Origin of the sequence: Gulosibacter massiliensis (assembly GCF_900626105.1) — a bacterium.
GTDB lineage: Bacteria > Actinomycetota > Actinomycetes > Actinomycetales > Microbacteriaceae > Gulosibacter > Gulosibacter sediminis.
Map to the genome: position 1 here is coordinate 220,372 of NZ_UYZX01000002.1, position 22,405 is coordinate 242,776.

Below are 22,405 nucleotides of genomic sequence, written 5' to 3' on the forward strand. Positions count from 1 at the left end.
CGCCGACTAGGCGACGCGCCAGCGGCCGCCCGACTGCACGACGAGTCCGCGGCGCTCGAACTCCTCCAGCCACCCCGCCATCGGCACGAACCCCCAGCGGTCCCGGAAGAGTTCGGCGTTGCGGACGATGTCCTCGACGTGCTCGAGCGGGGGACGGCTGACCGGGTGGTACTGGTGATAGGCGAGCGCCCGGCCGGTCCACCACATCGTCCCGCCCGCGGCGTCGAGGCGCTGCCCGAAATCGGTGTCCTCGCCGCCGTAGCCGGTGTACGCCTCGTCGAATCCGCCGACGCGATCCCAGTCGTCGAGCGTCATCCCGATGTTGAGCGACCAGAGCGGGCGCGGGTCGCCCGGTTCGAGCGCGGCGTCTGCCGGGACGACGCGAACGTCGTGGTCCTCGCCCAGGAGGGCGAGGTTGTCCGGAGTGTGATCGGCGTCGTCGATCCCCGGCGGCAGGTACTTCACCCGTCCGCTGATCGCCGCCGGGTCGGCCGACGCCGACGCGGCGGCGAGTGCGTCGAGGTGAACGGCGACGAATCGGCGGTCGGGGAGGCAGTCGACGTCGAGCAGCGCGACCGCGTCGGCGCCGGCGTCGCGTGCGGCGTCGACTCCGGTGTTCCGGGCGCGGGCGAGCGGGAGGTGCTCGGCGCGGGGGAGTTCGACGACGCGGTGCGGCGCATCGACCGCGGCGACGATCCCGCGCAGCTCGGGGTCGCCCATCGAGACGACGAGGTGCGTGAGCGGGGCCGGATCGAGGCGGGCGACCCATTCGCGCTGTCGGCGGAGGTGGTCGTGCCGTCCCGCGGCGATGGTCACGATCGCGAGCCGCATCGTCCCTCCTCCGCGAGCGTGTCGATGGTGGCGGCCGCTCGGTCGACGCCGCGGCCGTCGTGCCAGACGGCCCAGCGCTCGCCGCCCGTCGCGAGCGCCCGCTCGAGCAGACGCGGCCAGTCCGCATCCGTCGGCCATGCGTCGAGCCCGATGGCGCAGCCCGCCCGGCGCAACGCTGAGACGTTCGCATGCTGCTCGTCGAAGGGTCGCGGTTGCGCGATGACGACGGCGGGACGGCGCGCGGCGGCGATCTCGGCGATCGCGTTGTTCCCGCCGTGGGCGACGACGACATCCGCCGCGAGCAGATCGGTCCACAGGTCCGGTGACGGCTGCCGGGGCGTGCACACCCGCCAGGTCCAGCCGGGAGTGGCCTCGCGGGCCGCGTCGGTCGCCGCCGCGTCGAGGTCGCTGCCTCCGCCCCACAGCAGCAGCACCGTCCGGCGGGCGGTCGTCTCGGGCTCAGCGGGTGCCGCATCCGCGAGGTGCCGCGGAGCGGGCGACGGCCGGTCGTCGAACCGGGAGAGCGCGCCGAGATGCACCGTCTTCGCCGCCCACTCCTGCGGCCACCACGGCTCGGCCGTGGCCGGCGTCCAGGGCGCGAGGATGCGGTCGGCCGCATCCCATGCCGTGCGGTGCGGGCGGTCGCTGCGGTCGCCGCGCTGCGCGACGACGGCCGTGCGGACGCCGAACAGGCGCGACAGGAGCGTCACCTCGGTCGACACGTCGACGACCATCGCGTCGAGATCGGCGGCGAGCCGCTCGGCGAGCATCCCGAAGCGTCGGCGATGGCCGGGGTGGTCGAGCGGGGCCCAGTGGAGGACGCCGCCCGCATCCGGTCGGACCGGCGCGTCGCTGCGGTCGTCGGGAAGCTCGAACCAGTCGCCGGGCCAGGAGTCGGGGCGCGGCAGCGAACTGAAGGCCGTCACGGGTGTCCGGCACGCCGAAACGATCCGGGTCGCGCGGGCGAGGTGGCCGAGCCCGTGGTGGTGGATGTAGTACCCGATCACGCGGCGAGCCTCTCATAGCGCTCGACATAGGCGTCGATGCTCCTATAGTTGTCAACTCGCGATTTCGCCGGTTCTAGGGTCGGTCTTGACGAGGTGGTAGACCTCGCGGATGACGTAGCGCTTGAGGCAGCGGATGATGTCGCGTTTGCTCTTGCCTTCGGCGGTGCGGCGGGCGACGTAGGCGATCGTCGGCTCGTGGAATCTCATCCTCACGATGACGGTCCGGTAGATCGCGGCATTGAGCTGGCGGTGACCGCCATGGTTGATGCGATGCTTCCCGCTGGTCATGCCCGACCCTGTGGGGATGGGGCTGATGCCGGCGAGCTTCGCGAACGCGGCTTCGCTCTTGATGCGCTCGGGGTTGTCGCCGGCGACGATGAGGATCTCCGCGGCAGTGTCGACACCGATGCCGAACTCGTCCAGCAGATGCGGCGCCCGCCGGAGAACGAGTTGCTCGATCTGCTCTTCGAGCTCGGTGATCTCCTCATTGAGCGCGATCCAGCGTTTCGCGATCGACCGGAGCGCGTGACGGTTCGCGTCCTCCGGCGTTTCGAGCCCACGGGGCCGGAGCGCGGCGCAGTGACGGGCGATCATCTTCTGCGTCTTCCGCGCCGTCTCGCGTCGGAGATCCTCGGTAGCGTGGACGAGCATCGCTTTGAGGGTGACCATCGCTCCGGTGCGATCCTTGACCGCGGTGTCGTGGGCGACTTTCAGCTGCCGGATCATCTCGACTACGCCGTCGGCGCTCTTCGGGACCGCGGTCGCGAACCCCGCGAGGACCGCCCGGGCGGCGTTCTCCGCGTCGAGAGTGTCGGACTTGCCGTTCAGGCGCCGCAACCGACGATCCGGTCGCGAGACCTCGACGACCTTGTGATCGTTCCGGCGCAAGAACGAGGTCAGCGCGGCCCCGTAGGAGCCGGTGCCTTCGATGCCGAACGCGATGATCTTCCCGAACCCGCTCGCCCACTCCAGCAGTTGCTTGAAGCCAGCTGTATCGGTCGCGATCGTGAGGGTCGCGAGGATCCCGCCGATGGAGTCCATCACTGCGGCGACGTGGATGTGCTTGTGCGTGTCGACGCCGATCACGACGTGCCCGGAGCGGGCGGGCTCGACTGCGGTCATGTTCTTCGGTCCTCCTGCCGGTTAGCGTGGTGTCACGCTGTCGCCGGCGGGTGGACAGGACTGTCATGGGGACGCGTTGTCGAGACTGCTCCAGGCTCCTATCAGGTCACGCCCGATCCGGCGGCAGCGGTTACTGCGCGCCCGGCCGGAGGCTCGACAGATCAACGCCAAGGCACCCTGCGGGCCAATCATAAGCAAGGGTCAGAACGCTCCGGCCAGGACTTCGGGACTGCCGAAGGTTTGGTTGACTCCAAGACCGCATGATTCCTGAGAGGGCGTCGTGCTGAAAGGATGGCAACCATGCCGAAGATCACCTACACCGACGAGTTCAAGCGCGACGCGGTCGCGTTGGTCGAGTCGGGTATCCCTCAAAAGCAGGTCGTCAAGGACCTCGGAGTGGCGAAAACCACGCTGCAGGCATGGCTCCGTGACGCGAGGTTCAAGTCCCATGGGATGACCCCGACCACCGATCCAGAGGCGCGCAAGGACATGTCGCAGGCACTGCGTCGGATCCGGGAGTTGGAGATGGAAAACGAGGTGCTACGGCGCGCGGCGGCGTATCTGTCGCAGGCTCACATCACGCCCCCAAAATGATCTATCCGCTCGTGAAGGAGATGGCCGCGGTCGGTGCCCGGGTGAGGGTGCCGGTGGCGGTCGCGTGCCGGATACTGGGATTCTCCAAACAGGGCTACTACAAGTGGCTCAAGCAACCGGTGTCAGCCCGTGAGGCCGAGGAGCAAGAGCTCATCTCGGTGTTGCATCAGCTTCACAACGACGACCCGGAGGGCGGCTACCGGGTGCTGGCAGACGACCTCGCTGAGTTGGGCTACGAGTTGTCCGAGCGCAGAGTGTGGCGGTTGTGCCGGGTCGCCGGCATCCAATCGGTGTTCACCACGCGGAAGACTCGCTACAAGAAGGCCGGCGCGCCGGTTCACGATGACCTGGTCAACAGGCAGTTCAGCGCCGACGGCCCCAACGAGCTATGGCTGACCGACATCACCGAGCACCGCACCCGCGAGGGCAAGGTCTACCTGTGTGCGATCAAGGACGTGTTCTCCAACCGGATCGTCGGCTACTCGATCGATTCACGGATGAAGGCCCGGATCGCCGTCAACGCGCTCGAGATGGCAGTGGCCCACCGAGGCCGGCCCGCTGGGGTGATCGTCCATTCCGATAGAGGGTCCCAATTCCGGTCGCGCCGCTTCCGCAAAGCGCTGAAGCGCCACAGGCTACGTGGCTCGATGGGCAGGGTCGGGGCATGTGGCGATAACGCCGCGATGGAGTCGTTCTTCGCGCTCCTGCAGAAGAACGTCCTCGACCGTCGATCCTGGGGCACACGAGAGGAACTGCGCCTGGCCATCGTGTCCTGGATCGAGGGCAAGTACCACCGCAAACGCCGTCAACGCCGACTCGGGAAACTCACCCCCATCGAGTTCGAACTCATCATGAACCCAGCCGCTACACTGGCGGCATAAACCCGGAGGTCAACCAAACCTTCAGCGGACCCTGGTGCAACCTGGGGTGAACCGGTCATCGACCCTGCGACGCTCACCATTGGTGACAGCACCGATCCGGTGACGGTCTCGGTGAGGAACACGATCACGCAAGATGTGGGCGGCTTCTCGATCACCAAGGCAGTTATCGGTGACGGTACGGAACTTGTGCCCGAAGATGCCGCGTTCACGGTGACGTACGAGTACGACGCGATCAACGGGTTCCCTGCCGGTTCCGGTCAGATCGAGTTTGGTGCTGGTGAAACCGAAACCGTCAACGGCATTCCCGCTGGTGCGACGGTCACCCTGACTGAACTCTCGTTGGATGACCCGACCGGCGGCACTTGGGGTGAGCCGGAGTTCAGCGAGTCGTCTTTCACAGTCGTGAAGGACACGGTTGTCAGCATTGATCTGGACAACCTGATTTCGTGGAACAACGGTGACTTCTCCGTGCTCAAGGCGGTCACCGGAGACGGTGCCGACCTCGTGAGCGAGGACGCCCTGTTCACCGTGGACTACAGCTACACGCTCCCCGAAGGTCTCGGAGCTGACCCCGCGACCGGTACGGGCACCCTGACCGTTGCCAACAACGGCGAGGCCATTGTTAGTGATCCGCTGCCCTACGGCACCGAGGTGACGGTCTCCGAGGCCACCCCGACCGAGGTCGCGGGCGGTACCTGGCTCGGCTACGAGTTCGACAACCCGACCTTCACCATCGGTGATAAGACCACATTCGAGGTCGTACTGACCAACGAGATCGAACGCGATCTTGGTGGTTTCGCAGTGACCAAGGCGGTCGAGGGATCGGGTGCCGATCTGATCGGTGAGGACACCGAATTCACGGTGAACTATTCCTACCCGGCCGGTGACTGGTACGAGGCGGGCGAAGGGTCGCTGACGGTCACCAAGGGTGGCACCGCCACGGTTGACGGCCTCCCCGAGGGCGCGGTCGTGACGCTGGAAGAAGTGCTTCCGGTTGACCCGGAGAACGGCACTTGGGTATCGGCGTCGTTCCCTGACGGCAACGTCGTCACGGTCGGCAAAAACCAGACCGCTGAGGTGGCCCTGGTGAACGAGATCGCGCTCGGCGAGGGCGGCTTCAGCATCCAGAAACTCATTGACGGCAGCGGCAAGAACCTTGTGGCTAATGGTGCAGTGTTCGTGGTGCACTACGAGTACAAGGCCGGGGTTGGTTTCGAGGCGGGCGGAGGCTCCCTCGAAGAGGGCGCGGACGGCACCCCGGGTACCGTTGACGGCCTGCCCGCTGGTGCAGAGGGTCAACTGACTGAGCAGACCCCTGCCGGTGTTGACGGCGCGACCTGGACAGGTCACGAATTCAGCACCGATACGGTCGCAGTCGGCAAGTCCGACGTGGTGGAAATCTCGCTGACGAACACTATCGAGAAGGACGAAGTTCCGGTCGAGAAGGGCGGCGATCTCGCCTCCACCGGTAGTGCTGGGCTGGGCATCATGGGTGCTGCGGCACTGGGGTTACTCCTTGCCGGTGTAGCCACCGTACTCCTGGCCGCGCGCCGTCGGCGTAGCTAAGTGAGCAGTCAGGTGGGAGGCGTACACGCCTCCCACCTGACTGGCTACCTCGAAATTTGTATCAGGAAACGTTTAGGACGGATTACTCTGATTCTGAGCACCCTGCCCTCATGAACGACGGTTTCATTTCCCCGATGGACGTCGGCTGACAGGCGGGGAGAGGCGTGTACGCATTCCCCTTTGCGAGCGCCTCACCAGGGGGCAGGAATCCTTCACATGGTTCTTGCCCCCTCATCTGTTTAATGCCGCTGATACACCCGGGCAGCTTTATGCGCGGCTAGCGGCAGCCAACGGTAAATGGGGCTACTGTTATGTAGCCGCATTTTGTGCTACCCTTTAGTTATGGGAGTTCAGTTCACGAGTAGCGCCGACAAGCACGGCATTCCGCGCGAAGATTCGCTCTACGCGATCATGCACGCGGAGGTATCGGCCGAAGTTGATGGGGAGCCGGGCGAAGTCACGATGGTCTATGTCGGGCACCCGCACGGTCAGACTGATCGCTACATCGAAGTTATCGCCGCGCACCGTCCACCGCGAACCATTGTGATCTTTCATGCGATGCCACTGAGTGATCTGTTCCGACACCTACTCAACGAAGGGAAGTAGCACCATGAGCACCAACTACGAAAAGCTGGCGGCGCGCGCCGAGCGCGGCGACTTCAAGGTAAAGCCTGGCACCGTGCGCCGAGGATCGGAGGCGACCGCCGAGGCGCAGCGTAGTCTCATTGAGGCCACGGGCGCGACGAGTGTGGACGAGCTGACCCGCATTGTGCTCGGGCGGCCGAGCGTCGGCGCGAAGGCCGGAGCATCGCCCGTGGTGCGTGCCCGCGTGCCGCAGGCGCTCAAGGATCGCGTGACCGCAATTGCCGAGCGCGAGCACCGCAAGGAATCTGACGTGGTGCGCGAAGCCCTCGCCGCCTACGTCGAGGTGCGGGCTGTGCGCTGATATGGACGAGGGTAAGCCGCTGCCGTGGGGCACACGTCGCGGCCCGTTCGGGCTGGTCGTAGACGGCCCGAGCTACCCGAAGTGACACTGCCCGTAAACGGTCGTTTTCGGGCAGCTCGGCAGGGCAGCCCGCCGAGGCTGTGACTGTTAACTTCGTTTGGCGGGATTTCGCAGCTTTATTTGGCGGCTTCAGGTGAGGCCAACCACCAGGGTTGATCGGGCTGCTTCAACGACGTCGTCGGTGATGGTGTGCAGCTCGTTAATCTTCATGACGCGTTCAATTTGGGTGAAGAGTCGATCGACGAGGCGGAAGTTGCCCCGGGTGATGCGGGCGATCGCGGCGATGGCTTGGGCGTCGGTGTAGTCGTCGGGGTCAAGGGTTTGACGGCTCATCACATTTGAGGGTGTGGAGGCGGGGTGATCACGGCGGCGCGTCGGTCCGCGGATGAGGGTCGAGGCCTCCCGAAGATGGAAGTTCTCACACTCACCATCCGGAAGACCTCGACGTGCCTCACGCTACCTTCACGCGCCCCAACCTGACCACGTTCACCCGCCTCGACGAGCTCGGCCTGGAGGTCGTCGGCCAACAGATCGAGCCGAAGCGGGCCGTGTTGGCCTGCCGGGTCGTTGAGCCGGACCAGTGGTGCCGGCGGTGCGGCTGCGAGGGAACGCCACGTGGCACCGTGGTGCGTCGTCTGGCGCACGAGCCGTTCGGCTGGCGACCCACCATCTTGCTCGTCACCGTGCGTCGCTATCGCTGCGGCGAGTGCGGGCATGTGTGGCGTCAGGACATGAGCAGAGCCGCCGAGCCGCGGGCGAAGTTGTCCCGGCGGGCGGTGCGGTGGGCGTTGGAAGGACTCGTGGTCGCGCATCTGACCGTAGCCCGGATCGCCGAAGGGCTGGCAGTGTCGTGGAACACCGCCAACGACGCCGTCCTGGCCGAGGGCAAGCGGGTCCTGATCAACGATCCGCGGCGTTTCGACGGCGTCCATGTGCTCGGCGTCGACGAGCACGTGTGGCAGCACACCCGTCACGGCGACAAGTACGTCACCGTGATCATCGACCTCACCCCGATCAGGGATGACACCGGCCCGGCACGCCTGCTGGACATGGTCGAGGGCCGCTCCAAGCAGGCGTTCAAGACGTGGCTAGCTGCCCGACCCGAAGCGTGGCGGGCCGGCGTGGAGGTCGTGGCCATGGATGGGTTCACCGGCTTCAAGACCGCCACCACCGAAGAGTTGCCCGACGCCACCACCGTCATGGACCCGTTCCACGTCGTGTGGCTCGCCGGTGACGCCCTCGACCTGTGCCGGCGCCGGATCCAGCAAGAAGGGTCTGCTGAAGGTTTGGTTGGGTCCAAGACTGCATCGATCTGAAGATGGGTCCGCTGAAGGTTTGGTTGACCTCCGGGTTTATGCCGCCAGTGTAGCGGCTGGGTTCATGATGAGTTCGAACTCGATGGGGGTGAGTTTCCCGAGTCGGCGTTGACGGCGTTTGCGGTGGTACTTGCCCTCGATCCAGGACACGATGGCCAGGCGCAGTTCCTCTCGTGTGCCCCAGGATCGACGGTCGAGGACGTTCTTCTGCAGGAGCGCGAAGAACGACTCCATCGCGGCGTTATCGCCACATGCCCCGACCCTGCCCATCGAGCCACGTAGCCTGTGGCGCTTCAGCGCTTTGCGGAAGCGGCGCGACCGGAATTGGGACCCTCTATCGGAATGGACGATCACCCCAGCGGGCCGGCCTCGGTGGGCCACTGCCATCTCGAGCGCGTTGACGGCGATCCGGGCCTTCATCCGTGAATCGATCGAGTAGCCGACGATCCGGTTGGAGAACACGTCCTTGATCGCACACAGGTAGACCTTGCCCTCGCGGGTGCGGTGCTCGGTGATGTCGGTCAGCCATAGCTCGTTGGGGCCGTCGGCGCTGAACTGCCTGTTGACCAGGTCATCGTGAACCGGCGCGCCGGCCTTCTTGTAGCGAGTCTTCCGCGTGGTGAACACCGATTGGATGCCGGCGACCCGGCACAACCGCCACACTCTGCGCTCGGACAACTCGTAGCCCAACTCAGCGAGGTCGTCTGCCAGCACCCGGTAGCCGCCCTCCGGGTCGTCGTTGTGAAGCTGATGCAACACCGAGATGAGCTCTTGCTCCTCGGCCTCACGGGCTGACACCGGTTGCTTGAGCCACTTGTAGTAGCCCTGTTTGGAGAATCCCAGTATCCGGCACGCGACCGCCACCGGCACCCTCACCCGGGCACCGACCGCGGCCATCTCCTTCACGAGCGGATAGATCATTTTGGGGGCGTGATGTGAGCCTGCGACAGATACGCCGCCGCGCGCCGTAGCACCTCGTTTTCCATCTCCAACTCCCGGATCCGACGCAGTGCCTGCGACATGTCCTTGCGCGCCTCTGGATCGGTGGTCGGGGTCATCCCATGGGACTTGAACCTCGCGTCACGGAGCCATGCCTGCAGCGTGGTTTTCGCCACTCCGAGGTCCTTGACGACCTGCTTTTGAGGGATACCCGACTCGACCAACGCGACCGCGTCGCGCTTGAACTCGTCGGTGTAGGTGATCTTCGGCATGGTTGCCATCCTTTCAGCACGACGCCCTCTCAGGAATCATGCGGTCTTGGAGTCAACCAAACCTTCGGCAGTCCCGATCGATGCTGAAAGGATGATGACTATGCCATCGAAGTACAGCGAGGAATTCAAGCGAGATGCTGTCGCGCTCGTGGAATCCGGCCTCACGCAGAAAACCGTGTGTAAAGATCTCGGGATCTCGAAGTCAGCTCTCGCCTCGTGGATACAAGATGCGAGGTTCACGTCGTATGGGATGACCCCGTCAAAAGACCCTGACGAGCAGCGGGAGATGCGCCAAGCGCTCAAACGAATTCGTGAGCTCGAGATGGAAAACGAGGTCCTCAGGCGTGCGGCAGCGTATCTGTCGCAGGTGCACATCACGCCCCCAAAATAGTGTTCCCTCTCGTCCGTGAGATGGCTGCGACAGGCGCCCGGGTTCGGGTGCCTGTCGCAGTGGCGTGCAGGGTGCTCGGCTTCAGTGAGCAGGCGTACTACCAATGGTTGAAACAGCCCATGTCGGGACTGCTGCACGGATAGGTGACAGGTTGTAGTCACGCCGCCAGTGCGACGGTCGTGTTCATGATGGTCTCGAACTCGATGGGGGTCAAACGTCCAAGTCGGCGTTGGCGTCGTCGGCGGTGGTAGGTCCGTTCGATCCAGGTGACGATCGCGATCCGCAGCTGCTCGCGTGTGGTCCAGGAGCGGCGGTCGAGGACGTTCTTCTGAAGCACCGCAAAGAACGATTCCATGGCCGCGTTGTCTCCGCTCGAGCCCACTGTTCCCATGCTTCCGACCATGCGGTGGCGGGTCAGCGCACGTAGGAATTTCCGGCTTCGAAACTGAGATCCTCTGTCGCTGTGGACCACGCAGTCGGCGACGTCGCCGCGCATCGCGACAGCGTTCTCGAGGGCCTGAACCGCCAGCAGGGACTTCATCCTCGAGTCGATCGAGTACCCGACGATCCGACCGGAGAAGACGTCTTTGATCGCGCAGTGCTAGAGCTTGCCCTCACTCGTTTTGTGCTCCGTGATGTCCGTGAGCCAGAGCTCGTTCGGTGCCTCGGCGGCGAACACATGCCGAGTCCTGCCGTCCTCGTCGACCACCGCGCAGAGGTCGTCGTGGACCGGCGGGCCGGGCCGGCGGCCCTTACCCCGCTTGTGCTTCCCGAGCGCGCTGAACCAGCCGTTGCTCGACGCGATCCGCCACGCGGTCCGGTCCGACATCGCCGCACCTGCGTCTGCGGCTTCATCGGCGAGGAGCCGGTGCCCGAACTCCGGGTCGTCCTTGTGAGCATCGAACAGTGCGTTCGCGCGATACGCCTCCACCACCTCGCTCTCGGTGATGGGGTTCGCCAGCCACCGGTAGTAGGGCTGGCGAGAGAGCTTGAGCACCCGACACGTCACCGTCACAGGAATCCCTGCGGTGGCGAGCTCCATCACGAGCGGGTAGAACCTTTTCCCGGCAGGTTCGCCTGCGACAGATACGCCGCCGCCCGTCGCAGCACCTCGTTCTCTTGCTCCAGCAGCCGGTTCCGCTTCCGCAGCTCACGGATCTCCGCCGCCTCGGACCGGGACTGACCCGGCGCCGTGCCCTCCTCGACCTTGGCCCGGTGGAGCCACTTCTGCAGCGTCATCGGATGAACACCGAAGTCTTTCGCGATCTGCTCGATCGTGACTCCGGGCTCGCGGTTCTGAGCGACGCGCACGACGTCGTCACGGAATTCACTCGGGTAGGGCTTGGGCACAGCAACATCCTTCCAGGCCCACCACGCGGGCAAGCCAGATCAGATGTCACCTACTCGTGCAGCAGTCCCCTGTCGCTGAGCGTGACGAGGTGGCAGCCCGCGGTGACGTCCTCGAGTGCGACGTTGCCGCCGCTCGGGGTGACGTCGACCGCGTCGCCATCGACGAACACCTGCGTCGTGCCGTCGGGCACGGGCACCGTCAGCGACGCGCTCGTGTTGCCCGGCACCTGCGCGATCACTGCGAGGTCGCCCGCGCTATCGTGCGCAAAGCCCGTGCCGACCTCACCCTTGACCGTCGGCACCGTCACCGTGCCGTAGTCGAGCGAGCCCAGCTGCGGCGCGATCTCGAAGGTACTGTAGCCCGCCTCGACCGGCTTGATGCCGAACAGGCCACTCGGCACGTGGAACGCGGGGCTCGCCGCCCAGGGGTGCGAGTAGGTGAGGTTGCTCTTCTGCGACTCATCCCACGCCTCGGCCGTGGCGCCGGCGCCGCGATCGATCATGTTCATCCAGCTCGACGTGCCGTCGGCCGCCATGCCGACATACGCGCGGTACGACAGGGCGTTGAGCACGGTGTTGTAGTAGCGGAACTGGTAGCCGTCACGCTGGCTCGTGGGCCAGCCGACGAGGTCGCAGTCGGTCTGGGGGTTGCAGCCGTTCGAGTGGTGCGACTTGCCGATGAGGCCGGTGTCGTCGTGCTGCGCGGCCCGCGTGCGGCAGTGTGGTGTGAATTTTCACCCGAGCGGGCATAGCGTTGAAGTACCCCGGGACCCAGGGGCACCCCGCGAGATGTACAGACCCATCACGCCTCATCGAGGAGGAAATCATGGCTAGTCGAATCGTCGTAGGAATCAATGGCTCGAGCGCTGATGCGAGCGCCGTTGCCTGGGCCGCCACCGAGGTGGCGCGCGAGGGTGGCACGCTGCTGATCTTCAGCGTGATCGCCGCGGGCGGTGCCGGCGACGAGCTCGAGCCCCGGGCGAAGGAGCTGCTCGCCGAGCACGCCGCGGCGGCGCGGGCGATCGCCCCCAACGCCGAGCTGCGCACCGAGGTGCACCACGCGAAGAGTCTGCCCGAGGGGTTCGAAGAGGTCTCGGCAGACGCCGATCTGCTCGTGATTGGCCGCGACTCGCACGGCAGGCGCTCGCGCAGCCCCGGGGTTGTGCGCATTGCCGCCGCGAGCAAGGCGCCCGTGGTCGCTGTGCCCGAGATCGACCTCGGCAACCGTCGTGGCGTCGTCGTCGGCACCGACGGCTCGGAGCCGTCGCGGCTCGCGCTCGAGTTTGCGGCCTCGGTGGCGAACTCGCGCGAGGTGCCGCTCATCGCGGTGATCAGCTGGCAGCTCTCGGCCGGGCTCGGCTACGAGTACGCGTACGGCGAGGACTTCGCCAAGGCGACCGAGCGCGCAAGCTCGGAGGAGCTTGACCGCGCACTCGAGCCGATCGAGGCGCAGTACCCGAACCTCGAGATTCAGCGCGTGGTGATGGAGGGGCACCCGGTGGATGTGCTGACGAAGGCGGCCGAGAAGGCGCGGCTACTCGTGGTTGGCACGCACGGCCGCGGCGCGTTCCGTCGCCTGCTGCTCGGCTCGGTGAGCCACGAGTTGCTGCAGGATGTGACGCTGCCGACCGTGATTGTGCGGTAGCTCGCGGCGGGTTTACTCGACCTTGATAGTGAGCGTCGTGGAGCCCGGGCCCTCTGCCGGAGTGGTGGCGGTGCCACGGTAGCTGTACTGGAAGGTGACTGACGTCTCGCCCGTGCCGACCGCCTCGAAGTAGAGGGAGAACTCGGTGTCGCTGCCGGGCGCGACGGCGGTGGCGTTGGGGTCGCCGGGGCGCACCGTGTTTACGACGACGTCGGAGTCGGGCTGGGCCGTGATGCCCCATTCGTCGCCGATGCTCGTGTTGATGGTGCCGAAGTTGACCTCGAGCACGTCGCCCTCTGCGAGCGTGACCTCGTCGTCGGTGTAGTCGACCGTGACATCGACCGTGAAGTCGCCGTTGTTCTGGGCGTCGCCGTTCGCGTCGGTGGAGTCGGGGTCGCTCGCCTGCGCGCATCCGGTTACCGCGAGGGCGGCGATGGTGAGGGTGGCGGCGAGGGTGAGCAGCGGCTTGGACTTCGACATGGTCGGGAGTGTAGCGAGGGTGGGTGGGAGGAGTCGCGTTGCGGGCATCGCCCTTGCTCGGGGATGCGCGGCGAGTTCATTCCCGGGAGTGATGCGGCCGCATGCGGGCCGGGCGAGGATGGACGCATGGAGCCTCGGCCGTTCTCGTTCCTCTCTCCCCGCCGCCCTCGCCTCGCGGGGATAGCCGCGTTCGCCGGCGCCGCGTTATTGCTCAGCGGCTGCTCGGTGCAGGAGGTGACGCACACGGTCAACGGTGAAGACGTCAGCGACGCCGAGCGTCCGCTCGCCGCCGACGAGGTCGACGCCTGCACGGCCTTGAGCGACGAGACGCTCGAGACGCTCGGGCTCGCTGAGCTCGAGCCAGTCGAGCTGACGGCGGCCGACGCGCCGGGATGCGACTGGAGCGGCATCAACAACTACACAACGCCCTCGCTCGTTATCTGGGTGACCGAACCCGAGACGCCGTCAGAGAGCGACGAGATCGTGACGATCGACGGCGTCGACGTCAACGTGTGGTCGATCGCCGGCAACTCGGGCCGCTACGTCGCCTACTTCGACGACGTCACGCTCTCGGTGAACTACCTCGGCGCGGAGCTCGACATCGACGCGCACGACGCCCTCGAGCTCGCAATGAGCGACGTGCTCGAGCACTACGGGCGGTCGTAGGGGCCGCCGCTCGTCGGTGACGCTCGGTAGGATTGGCGGCGTTCGTGACGCCTCGGGAAAGCACGCATGACCTCATTCGATTCCGCGCAGCAGCGCGATGGCCGGCTCGGTGTTGGGCTCGTTGGCGATGCGCCGTTTGGTCCGGTGTTTGCGGCCGGGCTCGCCGGCGCGGGCCACGCATTGATTGGTGTTGCCGTGAGCGACGGGTCGCCGGCCGAGCGGGTCGCCGCGATGCTGCCGGGCGCCGGGCGACTCACCGAGGCGCAGGTCATCGAACGCTCCGAGCTCGTGATTCTGGCCGAGCCCGCCGATCGACTCGAGGCGCGCATCCGCGAGCTCACCGAGCTTGGCGCCTGGGTGCCGGGGCAGCTCGTCGTGCACACGTGCGCCGAGTTCGGCACTGCGCCGCTCGGGAAGGCGCTGGATCGTGGCGTGATTCCGCTCGCGATTCACCCGGCGATCGACGTGACTGGCACCTCGCTCGACCTGGCCCGACTGAAGGAGGGCTGGTGCGCGGTGACCGCGCCACGGCCCGTGCTGCCGATCGCGCAGGCGCTCGTCGTCGAACTCGGCGCTGAGCCGGTCGTTATCGCTGAGGAGCACCGCGGCCGCTACGCCGACGCGATCGAGACCGCGACCTCGTTCACGCGGTCGATCGTGCAGCAGTCGACGAGCATCCTCACCGAAATCGGCGTTGAGCAGCCCGGCTTCGTGCTCTCGAGCCTGGTGCGCTCGGCGGCCGACAACGCACTCGCGCAGGCGCAGGATCTGATCATTCCCGACGATCTCGACGACGCCGCGGGGCAGTAGCGTGGCCGCGGAGGCGTGGCTGCGGCGGCTGTGGTGGCAGGCCGGAGCGACGCTGGCCGCGATGGTGATCGGCTTCGGTGCCGTCTACTTTCTGCCGGTGCGCACCGAGGCCCACGCGGTCGACGCGATCGTCGTGCTCGGTGTGCCGAACGAGCGGCTCGGGCATGCGCTCGAACTGGTGGATCGGGGCTATGCCGACGTGCTTGTCGTGTCGTCGCCGGATCCGTCGGTGGCGCCGTCGAGGGTGCCGTGGACGTGCCGCGAGCACGATTTGGGTGACACACTCGACCTGGGCGACGGCCACGACGTGACGCAGTACTGCTTCACGCCTTCGCCTTTTAATACACGCGGGGAGGCGCAATACGTATCGGAGCTCGCGGAGGAGCACGGCTGGGATGAGGTCATGGTCGTGACGTATCGCACCCACGTGAGCCGGGCCCGCTGGTACTTCGAGCGGTGCGCGCCGAACGTCGAGGCGTCGTTCATCGGCATCACGCGGCCGTGGCAGCCGGGCCGCGTGCTTGAACGCTTCGCCTACGAGACGGGCGCCTGGATGAAGGCGGCCGTGGCCGATCCCTGCTGATTGCTGGGTGCCTGCTCGTGGCTGGGGGCGGTCAGGCCAAGTTGGGGTTGAGGTCCTTCAGCGGCTGGGTCAGGCGATGAATCACCTCGGGCGTGACGGTGGCGTGCTCGACGCCATTGGAGTCGATGATCCAGGCGTTGCCAATGAAGATGTACGTCACCATGATCATGTCGTGCGTCTCTTCGCGATTGACGTCGTAGGTGAACGCCGTTGCTCCAGCGCTGGAGACGTCCGTGATCGACGGGTCCGAGCTGAGTGCGTCGATCAATGGCTGCTGGTCCGCCTTGCTGAGCTCGGCGATCCATTCGGACGGCTGGTGGCCGTCGGGATAAATCGGGTACCAGCAACCTCGGACCTGCGTCACCGCCGCCATGGCCGTCGCCGCGGTAGGGCCAGCGATTTCGTGGAAGTGGTCGAGATCCACCTCGGTAATCACGGCTTCCATGTTCGTGTTCTGCCGAGCTCCGTCATGCATCGAAGTGAGCATCGGGTTCATCTGTTCGCACGTCGGAAACACGAGCGGCTCGGCCGCCTCTGTCTCGACTACGGACTCATCGGTGGGCGTGTTGGTCGCTTCGGAGGAGGGCGCAGGTGTCTCCTCCCTGATGAGGGTCGTCGTCGGTGAAACCTGGGGGTCTTGAGTCGGACCGGCGGCGCAACCAGCGAGGAGCGCGAGGCTCAGGCCTGCGGCGAGGGCGCCGAGTTTCGATCGGAAGCAGCGTGCGGTCGGTGCGGCGGGCACCCGGACTCCTTTGACAGTGGGATCAGGGCTCAGCCAATCATGAAAATGCAACAGGCGGGGCCGCATCTGATGCCGTCCATTCGCGTCAAGATGTCGCAGGTGTGTGCTCTGATGGTTGTCGCCAGCCTGAGTGCTCGGTGGCGCGTGTGAGCCCAAATACTGTGGCCGGGCGCTCCATGACGCATGGGTCCCGGCAAAAACTTGGACTAACTCCGAGAAAATGCCGGTTTGAACGGGCTGAGCCCGTTCAAACCGGCAAAATCTCGGAGTTCGTCCGAGAACCTGAGCGCGATCGCACCTCCGGCCACGTTCGGGATCGATTCGCGGGCCATCGGTGGGCCACAGGGCGCGAGGCGGCGCCGCCGACGGCTCTAGACTCGTCTGGTGACAGAAATCCTCGACCTCGCAGGGCTTCGCGCACTGCGGCACGGCGTCGGCAGCCCCGATCTTGGCCGCGTCGCGCTCGTGCCGACCATGGGCGCCCTGCACGACGGGCACCTCGCGCTCGTCAACCTCGCGCAGCAGCACGCCGACACCGTGATCGTCTCGATCTTCGTCAACCCGCTGCAGTTCGGCCCAACCGAGGACCTCGACCGCTACCCGCGCCCCTTCGCCGACGACCTCGCGAAGCTCGAGGCCGCGGGCGTGCAGTACGTCTTCCACCCGACGGTTGAAGAGATGTACCCGAACTGGCCCGCCACGACGACCGTCTCGGCAGGGGAGGCCGGCACGATCCTTGAGGGCGTCACGCGCCCCGGCCATTTCGACGGCGTGCTCACGGTCGTCGCGAAGCTGTTGACGCTCGCGGCCCCCGACCTCGCCGTCTTCGGTGAGAAGGATGCGCAGCAGCTCGCGCTCGTGCGGCGCATGGTGCGCGAACTGCACTTCCCCCTCGAGATCGTGGGCCAGCCGATCGTTCGTGAGCCCGACGGCCTCGCCCTCTCGAGCCGCAACGCATTCCTCGAAGGCGACGACCGCCAGCGCGCCCTCACGCTCTCGCGAGCGTTGCGCGCGGCCGAAGCTGCTGCATCCGCCGGCCCGGCCGCCGCGAAGCAGGCCGGCCTCGCCGTGTACGCGGCCGAACCGCTGGCTAGCATGGACTACCTAGAGCTCGTTGACCCCGACACCTTCGCGCCGGTGGCCGACGACTACCGCGGCGAGGTGCTCGCACTCACCGCCGCGCGGGTCGGGCCCACCCGACTCATCGACAACCGTTCTTTCCGCGTCGGCTGACCACCCGACGCATCCACCGCATCCGCCCCGCCCGATCAGCAAGGAGCACGCATGGCCGACAGCCAGGAGCACGAACTCACCGCCGAGGAATTCTCGGAGCAGACGCAGGTTCGCCTCGACAAGCGCGCCCGCATGATCGAGGAGGGACTCACCCCCTACCCGCTCGAACTGCCGATCTCAGACACGATCGACAACATCGTCGCGAACAACCAGGGCCTCGAGGCCGACGTGCGCACCGGTGTGATCGCCGGGGTCGTCGGCCGCGTCATGCACATTCGCAACACCGGCAAGCTCGCCTTCGCGGCGGTGCAGTCGGGCGCCGGCGCGAAGATCCAGGCAATGCTCTCGCTCGCGGAGGTGGGCGAGGAAGCGCTCGCGCGCTGGAAAGAATTTGTTGACCTCGGCGACCTCGTGTTCGTGAAGGGCGAGGTCATCACGTCGCGCCGCGGCGAACTGTCGATCATGGCGACCGAGTGGCGGATGGCGTCGAAGTCGCTGCGGCCGCTGCCGACGCTGCACCGCGAGCTCAACGAGGAAACCCGCGTGCGCCAGCGCTACCTCGACCTCATCACCCGCCCCGCCGCGCGCCACATGGTCGAGACGCGCGCCGCGGTAAACGCGTCGCTGCGCTCGACCTTCGCGCACCACAAGTTCCTCGAGGTCGAGACGCCGATGCTGCAGGTCATGCACGGCGGCGCCGCGGCCCGCCCGTTCGTGACGCACTCGAACGCGTTCGACACCGAGCTGTTCCTGCGCATCGCGCCCGAGCTCTACCTCAAGCGCGCGCTCGTCGGCGGGCTCGAGCGAGTGTTCGAGATCAACCGCAACTTCCGCAACGAGGGCGCCGACTCGACGCACTCGCCCGAGTTCGCGATGCTCGAGGCGTACATGTCGTTCGGCGACTACAACTCGATTGCCGACGTGACGCAGGAGCTGATTCAGAACGCGGCGAAGGCCGTGTCGGAGGACGGCTCGGCCGTCGTCACCTGGGCCGACGGCACCAAGTTCGACCTCGGCGGCGAGTGGCCGCGCGTGTCGATGTACGAGTCGCTCAGCGAGAAGTCGGGCGTGACTGTGACTCCCGACACCACGGTCGACGAACTCGTCGCGCTCGCCGAGCGTGAGGGCGTCGAGGTGAAGCTGCCGAACCACGGCAAACTCGTCGAGGAGCTCTGGGAGCACTTCGTGAAGGGCGAACTCGAGCGCCCGACCTTCGTCATGGACTTCCCCGTCGAGACCTCGCCGCTCACCGCCGCGCACCGCTCGAAGCCGGGCGTCGTCGAGAAGTGGGACCTCTACGTGCGCGGCTTCGAGCTTGCCACCGGCTACTCGGAGCTCATCGACCCCGTCGACCAGCGCAACCGCTTTGTCGAGCAGGCCCGCGAGGCCGCGCGCGGCGACGACGAGGCCATGCGCCTCGACGAGGACTTCCTCGCCGCGCTCGAGTACGCGATGCCGCCGGCAGGTGGCATGGGCATGGGCATCGACCGCCTGCTCATGGCACTCACTGGCCTCGGCATTCGCGAGACGGTGCTGTTCCCGCTCGTGAAGTAGGCGTCTGAACAGACGGTTCGTGCGGTTGCCCTTGCGCACGAACAGCGTGCGCCTAGTGTGGCTCGCGCGGCGAAGGCTCCTCGTCAACGACAGGTGGTGCCCCATCGTGGGTCGACCGCTCGGCGGCTCTCGCGGCTTCGTGCGCCGGACGATAGTCGGGCGGCGGGGCCTGCTGTGGCTGTTTCTCTCCCTCGCCGCCACCTCGGCCGCCGAACGGGCGGCCGTGGTCGGCGTACTCCGCGCGCTGGAACACGAACCCGAGCTCGCGGATCTTGAAACCCGAGCCGTGACGCAAGCGCGCCCCCGTCGGGGCGTCATCGGTGGGCGAAGCCTCACCCGCCGACGGAGTGGTCGTTTCGCCGATCGAGTCGAGTACGTACTCGTCGGTTTCGGTGTGCGTGATTCGCGCGTGGTGAGGCAACAGGCCCGGCAACTCAATGTCGTTGTCCGGCGCGGAACCGATCGTCGTCACTTCACCGGTGAGGGGGAACTCGGCCCCGCCACCCTCAACGCCCGTCATGACGAGGTGCGGGTGCCCCGCGCCGTATGAGCTGTGGGTGCCGTTGCCGCCTTCAGCATCTTCAGGCGGTGCCGGATGCGGTGGATGCGTGAATTGGTTATCCGCAAAATCGGGGTGTCGCTCGCGGTTCACGTGTCGGTCAGAGTTCTGCATCGAAACCACCTCGGATCAATCTCGTGGGAGTCAGGTTGACTGGGTCCAGTATCTGAATAGGGAAGGGGCGCTTGGCCTTACGCATCGCATGGTTAAGGCGAGGGCTGGCCGCCATTTACGTTCAACGTCTCGCCGATGACGAAGCTGGACTCGGGCGACGCGAGGAAGACGAATGCCGGGGCAACCTCGGTGGGTTGGCCGGCTCGCCCGAGGGGGGTGTTCTTACCGAACTCCGGGAGTTTTTCTTTCGGCTGGCCGTCGGAAACTTGGAGCACTGTCCACACCGGTCCTGGCGCGACGGCATTGACACGGATCCCCTTCGGCGCGAGTTGCTGCGAAAGGCCCTTTGAAAAGTTGTTGATCGCCGCCTTCGTCGCCGCATAGTCGAGCAGCGTCGGCGACGGCTTGTACGCCTGGATCGAGGTCGTATTGATGATCGTTGAGCCCGGTTGCAGGTAAGGGACCGCTGCCTTGCACACGCGGTAGATCGCGTGGATGTTCGTCTCGAATGTGGTGGTCCACTGCTCGTCGGTGAGGTCGCCGATCTCTTCGACAGCGATCTGCCGACCGGCGTTGTTGACGAGAATATCGAGCCCCCCAAGCTCGGCCCTTGCCCGCTCGACCACGGTGGTGCAGAACTCTCGGTCGGTGAGGTCGCCAGGAATCAAGACTCCGCGGCGGCCACTCGCCTCGATCAATTCCTTGATTTCGAGCGCATCGACCTCCTCTTCTGGGAGGTATGAGAGAGCGACGTCGGCACCCTCGCGCGCGAACGCAATCGCCACGGCGGCGCCGATTCCCGAGTCTGCTCCGGTGATGAGTGCCTTGCGGCCGGTGAGGCGACCCGTTCCGCGGTAGGAGTGTTCGCCGCGGTCGGCTTGTGGCATGAGGTCTTGGTCGAGCCCCGGCTCCGGCTGATCTTGCACCGGCGGGCTGATTGACTCATAGCGAGTTACTGGGTCCTGGAATGTGAGCTGGTCGGTCTGTTTCGCAGCCAAGGGGTACCCCTCTCATCTAGACGGCGCCGGAGTGCGCTCGCACTTGTCACCCGATCAACCGCACCTCGGAATGCGGCTCAAATGCTCCGCGGATTCGCAGCCTGCGCACAAGTGTCTGGATGCATCAGCGTCAGCTGCGAGACGCGTGCACCTCGCCGCCTCGGTCGAAGTCCGCCGCCGCATCCGCGTCGTGTGCGGCGGCGTTGAAGAGCGGTATCATTGGTGCATCATGGATGCAGCTTGGTGGTGGAACGCGATTTGGTCGGTGATTCCGACGATCGTCATTGGCGCCATGTTCGGGCTCATCATCTACGCAGCCCTCAACGCCGACCGCAAGGTGCGCCAAGAGCGCAAGAGCATCGAGGTCGAGGAACGCGAACGCTTCGAGGCCGAGCGAGCCCGCCGCGCCGAAAGCTAGGCATCCCCGCGCGGCTCGAGCCGCGCATCCCGCCGCGCGAGAGCACGCGACGGCAGCCACGGTGAGGGGACGTTCGGCGAAACACCAGGAGACACTCTGGTGGCGGTCGTACGCTGCTGAGGTCTCGCGGACGTCACCGTGTTCGCGAGATTTCACGTGACTGGCTGCCGGAGGAGGGATGCGCATGCGCAGGTTCCTCATCGGTCTCGCCGCAGCACTCGGGTCGGCCCTCACGCTGACGAACCTCACGGGCTGCGCCGCCGCGGAGCAACCCGGCACGCTGCAGAACAACAACCCGCTCGGCACCTACGTTAATGAGCTGCGCGAGCTGCCCGGCGTTGAATCGGCCACGCTCGGCATCACGGGCCAGCAGACCGACATCTACGGTCTCGATGTGACGCTCACCGACGACATCACGGACGACGAGCTGTCGACGGTCGGCGCCGAGGCCGCGAACTTCACGACCATTACGTCAGATGCTGGCCTCACCGCAGCCCAGCCGATGCTGAAGCGCGGCGAATCGAGCTTCGAGTACTTCGACAACCTCGAAGGCGATGCGCTCACCGCGCAGCTGAGCTATTGGATGCACCTGCAGCTGGACGGTATCGAGTCGGTCGAGATGCGCGGCTACACCGAACGCATCACGAACCTGCAGAGTGACTCGACCACGGCTCCGACGCCCGACCCGCGCTACGTCGCGATCGAGCTGCCAGACGACGCGGACGCCGACACCGCCGACTCGATTGTCGCGCAACTGCGCGCCGTGACCGACCCCGGCGCCGACTCGGGGCAGTGGGATTTGGTCGTGCCGAGCGCGCACTTCAAGGGCGAGTTTCACGACGCGAAGTTCCCGAGCGTCGCCGAGTACGGCTACCTCTCGACGGTCGCGTCGACGTTCATGCCGGTCGACGACCTCGCGAGCGCCGAGGTGTCGTTCTACCCCGACAACGACGTGCCGCTGCAAATCGAGGTCGTCTCGTTCGACAGCGAGACCGATGACCTCTCGGCCGAGGAGGCGGATGCGGCGTTCCAGCAGAGCGCGATCTGGGAGCAGCTTGGGCCGCTCATGCAAGACCTTGCCGACCACGTCAACTATCAGGTAGAGGTGCTCGGCAACCCGCTCAGCGACGGCGGCAACTTCAAGCTCGACTTCACGGTGTCGGACTGCGCGTTCACTGGCGACTCGACGTGGCCCGAATCGTCGGCCGCACTCGGCGAAATCTGGCAGCACGCGATGAAGAATTCGAGCGCCAAATGCTCGCCCGAGGTCGTACCTAGCCCGTAGCTGAGTGAGTGCACGCCGACGGCGAACAGGGGCGCGAAAGTCA

At 66.2% G+C, this 22,405-nt stretch carries 21 protein-coding genes and 4 pseudogenes; 14 read left to right on the forward strand and 11 right to left on the reverse strand.

Translation table 11 applies throughout. The annotated features are described in order from the left end of the window. Nucleotides 1-6 precede the first annotated feature (6 nt). Genes EJL01_RS10840 through EJL01_RS10850 form a run of 3 tightly spaced genes read right to left on the reverse strand, consistent with a single transcriptional unit; the run spans nt 7 to nt 2,960 of the window. Nucleotides 7-831, reverse strand: a complete 825-nt coding sequence (locus tag EJL01_RS10840) for a glycosyltransferase family 2 protein (RefSeq protein WP_125107663.1) — start codon at nt 829-831, stop codon at nt 7-9. Further along, nucleotides 813-1,838, reverse strand: coding sequence for a glycosyltransferase (locus EJL01_RS10845; RefSeq protein ID WP_125107664.1), 1,026 nt, complete (start codon nt 1,836-1,838; stop codon nt 813-815). The genes EJL01_RS10840 and EJL01_RS10845 overlap by 19 nt, the downstream gene beginning before the upstream one ends. A gap of 51 nt (nt 1,839-1,889) precedes the next feature. Beyond that, a complete protein-coding gene (locus tag EJL01_RS10850; RefSeq protein WP_125107665.1) occupies nt 1,890-2,960 on the reverse strand; it encodes an IS110 family RNA-guided transposase in 1,071 nt (356 codons plus the stop codon). A 300-nt stretch (nt 2,961-3,260) separates the two neighbouring features. Here EJL01_RS10850 and EJL01_RS10855 point away from each other — a divergent pair. The 4 genes from EJL01_RS10855 (at nt 3,261) to EJL01_RS10870 (ending at nt 6,947) form a co-directional block, all read left to right on the forward strand. Then, nucleotides 3,261-4,435, forward strand: a protein-coding gene (locus EJL01_RS10855; protein WP_241209084.1) for an IS3 family transposase whose coding sequence is annotated in 2 segments (ribosomal slippage) — nt 3,261-3,540 and nt 3,540-4,435 — 1,176 coding nt in all. Because the reading frame shifts where the segments join, the coding sequence is not laid out codon by codon here. Nucleotides 4,436-4,570: 135 nt separating this feature from the next. Then, on the forward strand, nt 4,571-6,001 hold the full coding sequence (locus EJL01_RS10860; protein WP_164509804.1) for a DUF5979 domain-containing protein: 1,431 nt from the start codon (nt 4,571-4,573) through the stop codon (nt 5,999-6,001). Between the two features lie 342 nt (nt 6,002-6,343). Beyond that, the gene (locus tag EJL01_RS10865) at nt 6,344-6,607 is read left to right on the forward strand and encodes a hypothetical protein (RefSeq protein WP_047523849.1); all 264 of its coding nucleotides are present in this window, start codon (nt 6,344-6,346) and stop codon (nt 6,605-6,607) included. A gap of 4 nt (nt 6,608-6,611) precedes the next feature. Continuing rightward, a complete protein-coding gene (locus EJL01_RS10870) occupies nt 6,612-6,947 on the forward strand; it encodes a ribbon-helix-helix domain-containing protein (RefSeq protein ID WP_047523845.1) in 336 nt (111 codons plus the stop codon). 189 nt (nt 6,948-7,136) lie between these two features. Here EJL01_RS10870 and EJL01_RS10875 read toward each other — a convergent pair. Then, nucleotides 7,137-7,331 (reverse strand): annotated as a pseudogene (locus EJL01_RS10875) (AAA family ATPase); the annotation flags it as partial. A gap of 122 nt (nt 7,332-7,453) precedes the next feature. On the opposite strand from EJL01_RS10875, the pseudogene EJL01_RS10880 reads away from it, so the two are divergent. Then, a pseudogene (locus tag EJL01_RS10880) lies at nt 7,454-8,278 on the forward strand (ISL3 family transposase); the annotation flags it as partial. A gap of 81 nt (nt 8,279-8,359) precedes the next feature. On the opposite strand, the gene EJL01_RS10885 reads toward EJL01_RS10880, so the two are convergent. Next, nucleotides 8,360-9,534 (reverse strand): IS3 family transposase gene (locus EJL01_RS10885; RefSeq protein WP_241209084.1). Its coding sequence is split into 2 segments (ribosomal slippage): nt 8,360-9,255 and nt 9,255-9,534, totalling 1,176 coding nucleotides; the frame shifts between segments, so codons are not numbered across the junction. A gap of 100 nt (nt 9,535-9,634) precedes the next feature. Between EJL01_RS10885 and EJL01_RS10890 the strand changes: the two are divergent. Continuing rightward, a pseudogene (locus EJL01_RS10890) lies at nt 9,635-10,050 on the forward strand (transposase); the annotation flags it as partial. A 32-nt stretch (nt 10,051-10,082) separates the two neighbouring features. Here the strand turns inward: EJL01_RS10890 and EJL01_RS10895 are convergent. Both EJL01_RS10895 and EJL01_RS10900 read right to left on the reverse strand, forming a co-directional pair. Then, nucleotides 10,083-11,275 (reverse strand): annotated as a pseudogene (locus EJL01_RS10895) (IS3 family transposase). A 50-nt stretch (nt 11,276-11,325) separates the two neighbouring features. Beyond that, nucleotides 11,326-11,847: an alpha-L-rhamnosidase C-terminal domain-containing protein gene (locus tag EJL01_RS10900; RefSeq protein ID WP_125107668.1), complete on the reverse strand. Its 522-nt coding sequence runs from the start codon at nt 11,845-11,847 to the stop codon at nt 11,326-11,328. Between the two features lie 254 nt (nt 11,848-12,101). Here EJL01_RS10900 and EJL01_RS10905 point away from each other — a divergent pair, with 254 nt between their 5' ends. Continuing rightward, nucleotides 12,102-12,920, forward strand: coding sequence for a universal stress protein (locus EJL01_RS10905; RefSeq protein WP_125107669.1), 819 nt, complete (start codon nt 12,102-12,104; stop codon nt 12,918-12,920). Nucleotides 12,921-12,932: 12 nt separating this feature from the next. On the opposite strand, the gene EJL01_RS10910 is transcribed toward EJL01_RS10905, so the two are convergent. After that, nucleotides 12,933-13,400 (reverse strand): hypothetical protein, encoded by a 468-nt coding sequence (locus EJL01_RS10910; protein ID WP_125107670.1) that lies wholly within the window; start codon nt 13,398-13,400, stop codon nt 12,933-12,935. 126 nt (nt 13,401-13,526) lie between these two features. Here EJL01_RS10910 and EJL01_RS10915 point away from each other — a divergent pair, with 126 nt between their 5' ends. The 3 genes from EJL01_RS10915 (at nt 13,527) to EJL01_RS10925 (ending at nt 15,459) form a co-directional block, all read left to right on the forward strand. After that, on the forward strand, nt 13,527-14,066 hold the full coding sequence (locus EJL01_RS10915) for a DUF3558 family protein (protein WP_125107671.1): 540 nt from the start codon (nt 13,527-13,529) through the stop codon (nt 14,064-14,066). A gap of 66 nt (nt 14,067-14,132) precedes the next feature. Beyond that, a complete protein-coding gene (locus tag EJL01_RS10920) occupies nt 14,133-14,876 on the forward strand; it encodes a DUF2520 domain-containing protein (RefSeq protein WP_125107672.1) in 744 nt (247 codons plus the stop codon). 1 nt (nt 14,877) lies between these two features. Then, nucleotides 14,878-15,459 carry a YdcF family protein gene (locus tag EJL01_RS10925; RefSeq protein ID WP_125107673.1) on the forward strand — a complete coding sequence of 194 codons (582 nt, stop codon included), beginning with the start codon at nt 14,878-14,880 and terminating at the stop codon, nt 15,457-15,459. A 31-nt stretch (nt 15,460-15,490) separates the two neighbouring features. Here EJL01_RS10925 and EJL01_RS10930 read toward each other — a convergent pair whose 3' ends face one another. Then, nucleotides 15,491-16,267 carry a hypothetical protein gene (locus EJL01_RS10930; protein ID WP_125107674.1) on the reverse strand — a complete coding sequence of 259 codons (777 nt, stop codon included), beginning with the start codon at nt 16,265-16,267 and terminating at the stop codon, nt 15,491-15,493. A gap of 318 nt (nt 16,268-16,585) precedes the next feature. On the opposite strand from EJL01_RS10930, the gene panC reads away from it, so the two are divergent. Both panC and lysS read left to right on the forward strand, forming a co-directional pair. Then, nucleotides 16,586-17,434: a pantoate--beta-alanine ligase gene (gene panC / locus EJL01_RS10935; RefSeq protein WP_125107675.1), complete on the forward strand. Its 849-nt coding sequence runs from the start codon at nt 16,586-16,588 to the stop codon at nt 17,432-17,434. Nucleotides 17,435-17,485: 51 nt separating this feature from the next. Then, the gene (lysS, locus tag EJL01_RS10940; protein ID WP_125107676.1) at nt 17,486-18,988 is read left to right on the forward strand and encodes a lysine--tRNA ligase; all 1,503 of its coding nucleotides are present in this window, start codon (nt 17,486-17,488) and stop codon (nt 18,986-18,988) included. A 52-nt stretch (nt 18,989-19,040) separates the two neighbouring features. Here lysS and EJL01_RS10945 read toward each other — a convergent pair whose 3' ends face one another. Both EJL01_RS10945 and EJL01_RS10950 read right to left on the reverse strand, forming a co-directional pair. After that, nucleotides 19,041-19,661 carry an FHA domain-containing protein gene (locus EJL01_RS10945; RefSeq protein ID WP_125107677.1) on the reverse strand — a complete coding sequence of 207 codons (621 nt, stop codon included), beginning with the start codon at nt 19,659-19,661 and terminating at the stop codon, nt 19,041-19,043. A gap of 92 nt (nt 19,662-19,753) precedes the next feature. Further along, nucleotides 19,754-20,659 (reverse strand): SDR family oxidoreductase, encoded by a 906-nt coding sequence (locus EJL01_RS10950; RefSeq protein ID WP_125107678.1) that lies wholly within the window; start codon nt 20,657-20,659, stop codon nt 19,754-19,756. Between the two features lie 145 nt (nt 20,660-20,804). Here EJL01_RS10950 and EJL01_RS10955 point away from each other — a divergent pair, with 145 nt between their 5' ends. After that, nucleotides 20,805-21,077 carry a hypothetical protein gene (locus EJL01_RS10955; RefSeq protein ID WP_235988216.1) on the forward strand — a complete coding sequence of 91 codons (273 nt, stop codon included), beginning with the start codon at nt 20,805-20,807 and terminating at the stop codon, nt 21,075-21,077. Nucleotides 21,078-21,261: 184 nt separating this feature from the next. Next, the gene (locus EJL01_RS10960; protein ID WP_125107679.1) at nt 21,262-22,362 is read left to right on the forward strand and encodes a hypothetical protein; all 1,101 of its coding nucleotides are present in this window, start codon (nt 21,262-21,264) and stop codon (nt 22,360-22,362) included. Nucleotides 22,363-22,405: the final 43 nt, after the last annotated feature.

Excerpts from the sequence above, each read along its gene's own strand:
- EJL01_RS10930 (WP_125107674.1), bottom strand. The coding sequence starts at position 16,267 with ATGCGGCCCCGCCTGTTGCATTTTCATGATTGGCTGAGCCCTGATCCC.
- EJL01_RS10840 (WP_125107663.1), bottom strand. The coding sequence starts at position 831 with ATGCGGCTCGCGATCGTGACCATCGCCGCGGGACGGCACGACCACCTC.
- EJL01_RS10920 (WP_125107672.1), top strand. The coding sequence starts at position 14,133 with ATGACCTCATTCGATTCCGCGCAGCAGCGCGATGGCCGGCTCGGTGTT.
- EJL01_RS10905 (WP_125107669.1), top strand. The coding sequence starts at position 12,102 with ATGGCTAGTCGAATCGTCGTAGGAATCAATGGCTCGAGCGCTGATGCG.
- EJL01_RS10915 (WP_125107671.1), top strand. The coding sequence starts at position 13,527 with ATGGAGCCTCGGCCGTTCTCGTTCCTCTCTCCCCGCCGCCCTCGCCTC.
- EJL01_RS10870 (WP_047523845.1), top strand. The coding sequence starts at position 6,612 with ATGAGCACCAACTACGAAAAGCTGGCGGCGCGCGCCGAGCGCGGCGAC.
- EJL01_RS10850 (WP_125107665.1), bottom strand. The coding sequence starts at position 2,960 with ATGACCGCAGTCGAGCCCGCCCGCTCCGGGCACGTCGTGATCGGCGTC.
- EJL01_RS10960 (WP_125107679.1), top strand. The coding sequence starts at position 21,262 with ATGCGCAGGTTCCTCATCGGTCTCGCCGCAGCACTCGGGTCGGCCCTC.
- EJL01_RS10910 (WP_125107670.1), bottom strand. The coding sequence starts at position 13,400 with ATGTCGAAGTCCAAGCCGCTGCTCACCCTCGCCGCCACCCTCACCATC.
- EJL01_RS10865 (WP_047523849.1), top strand. The coding sequence starts at position 6,344 with ATGGGAGTTCAGTTCACGAGTAGCGCCGACAAGCACGGCATTCCGCGC.
- EJL01_RS10945 (WP_125107677.1), bottom strand. The coding sequence starts at position 19,661 with ATGCAGAACTCTGACCGACACGTGAACCGCGAGCGACACCCCGATTTT.
- lysS (WP_125107676.1), top strand. The coding sequence starts at position 17,486 with ATGGCCGACAGCCAGGAGCACGAACTCACCGCCGAGGAATTCTCGGAG.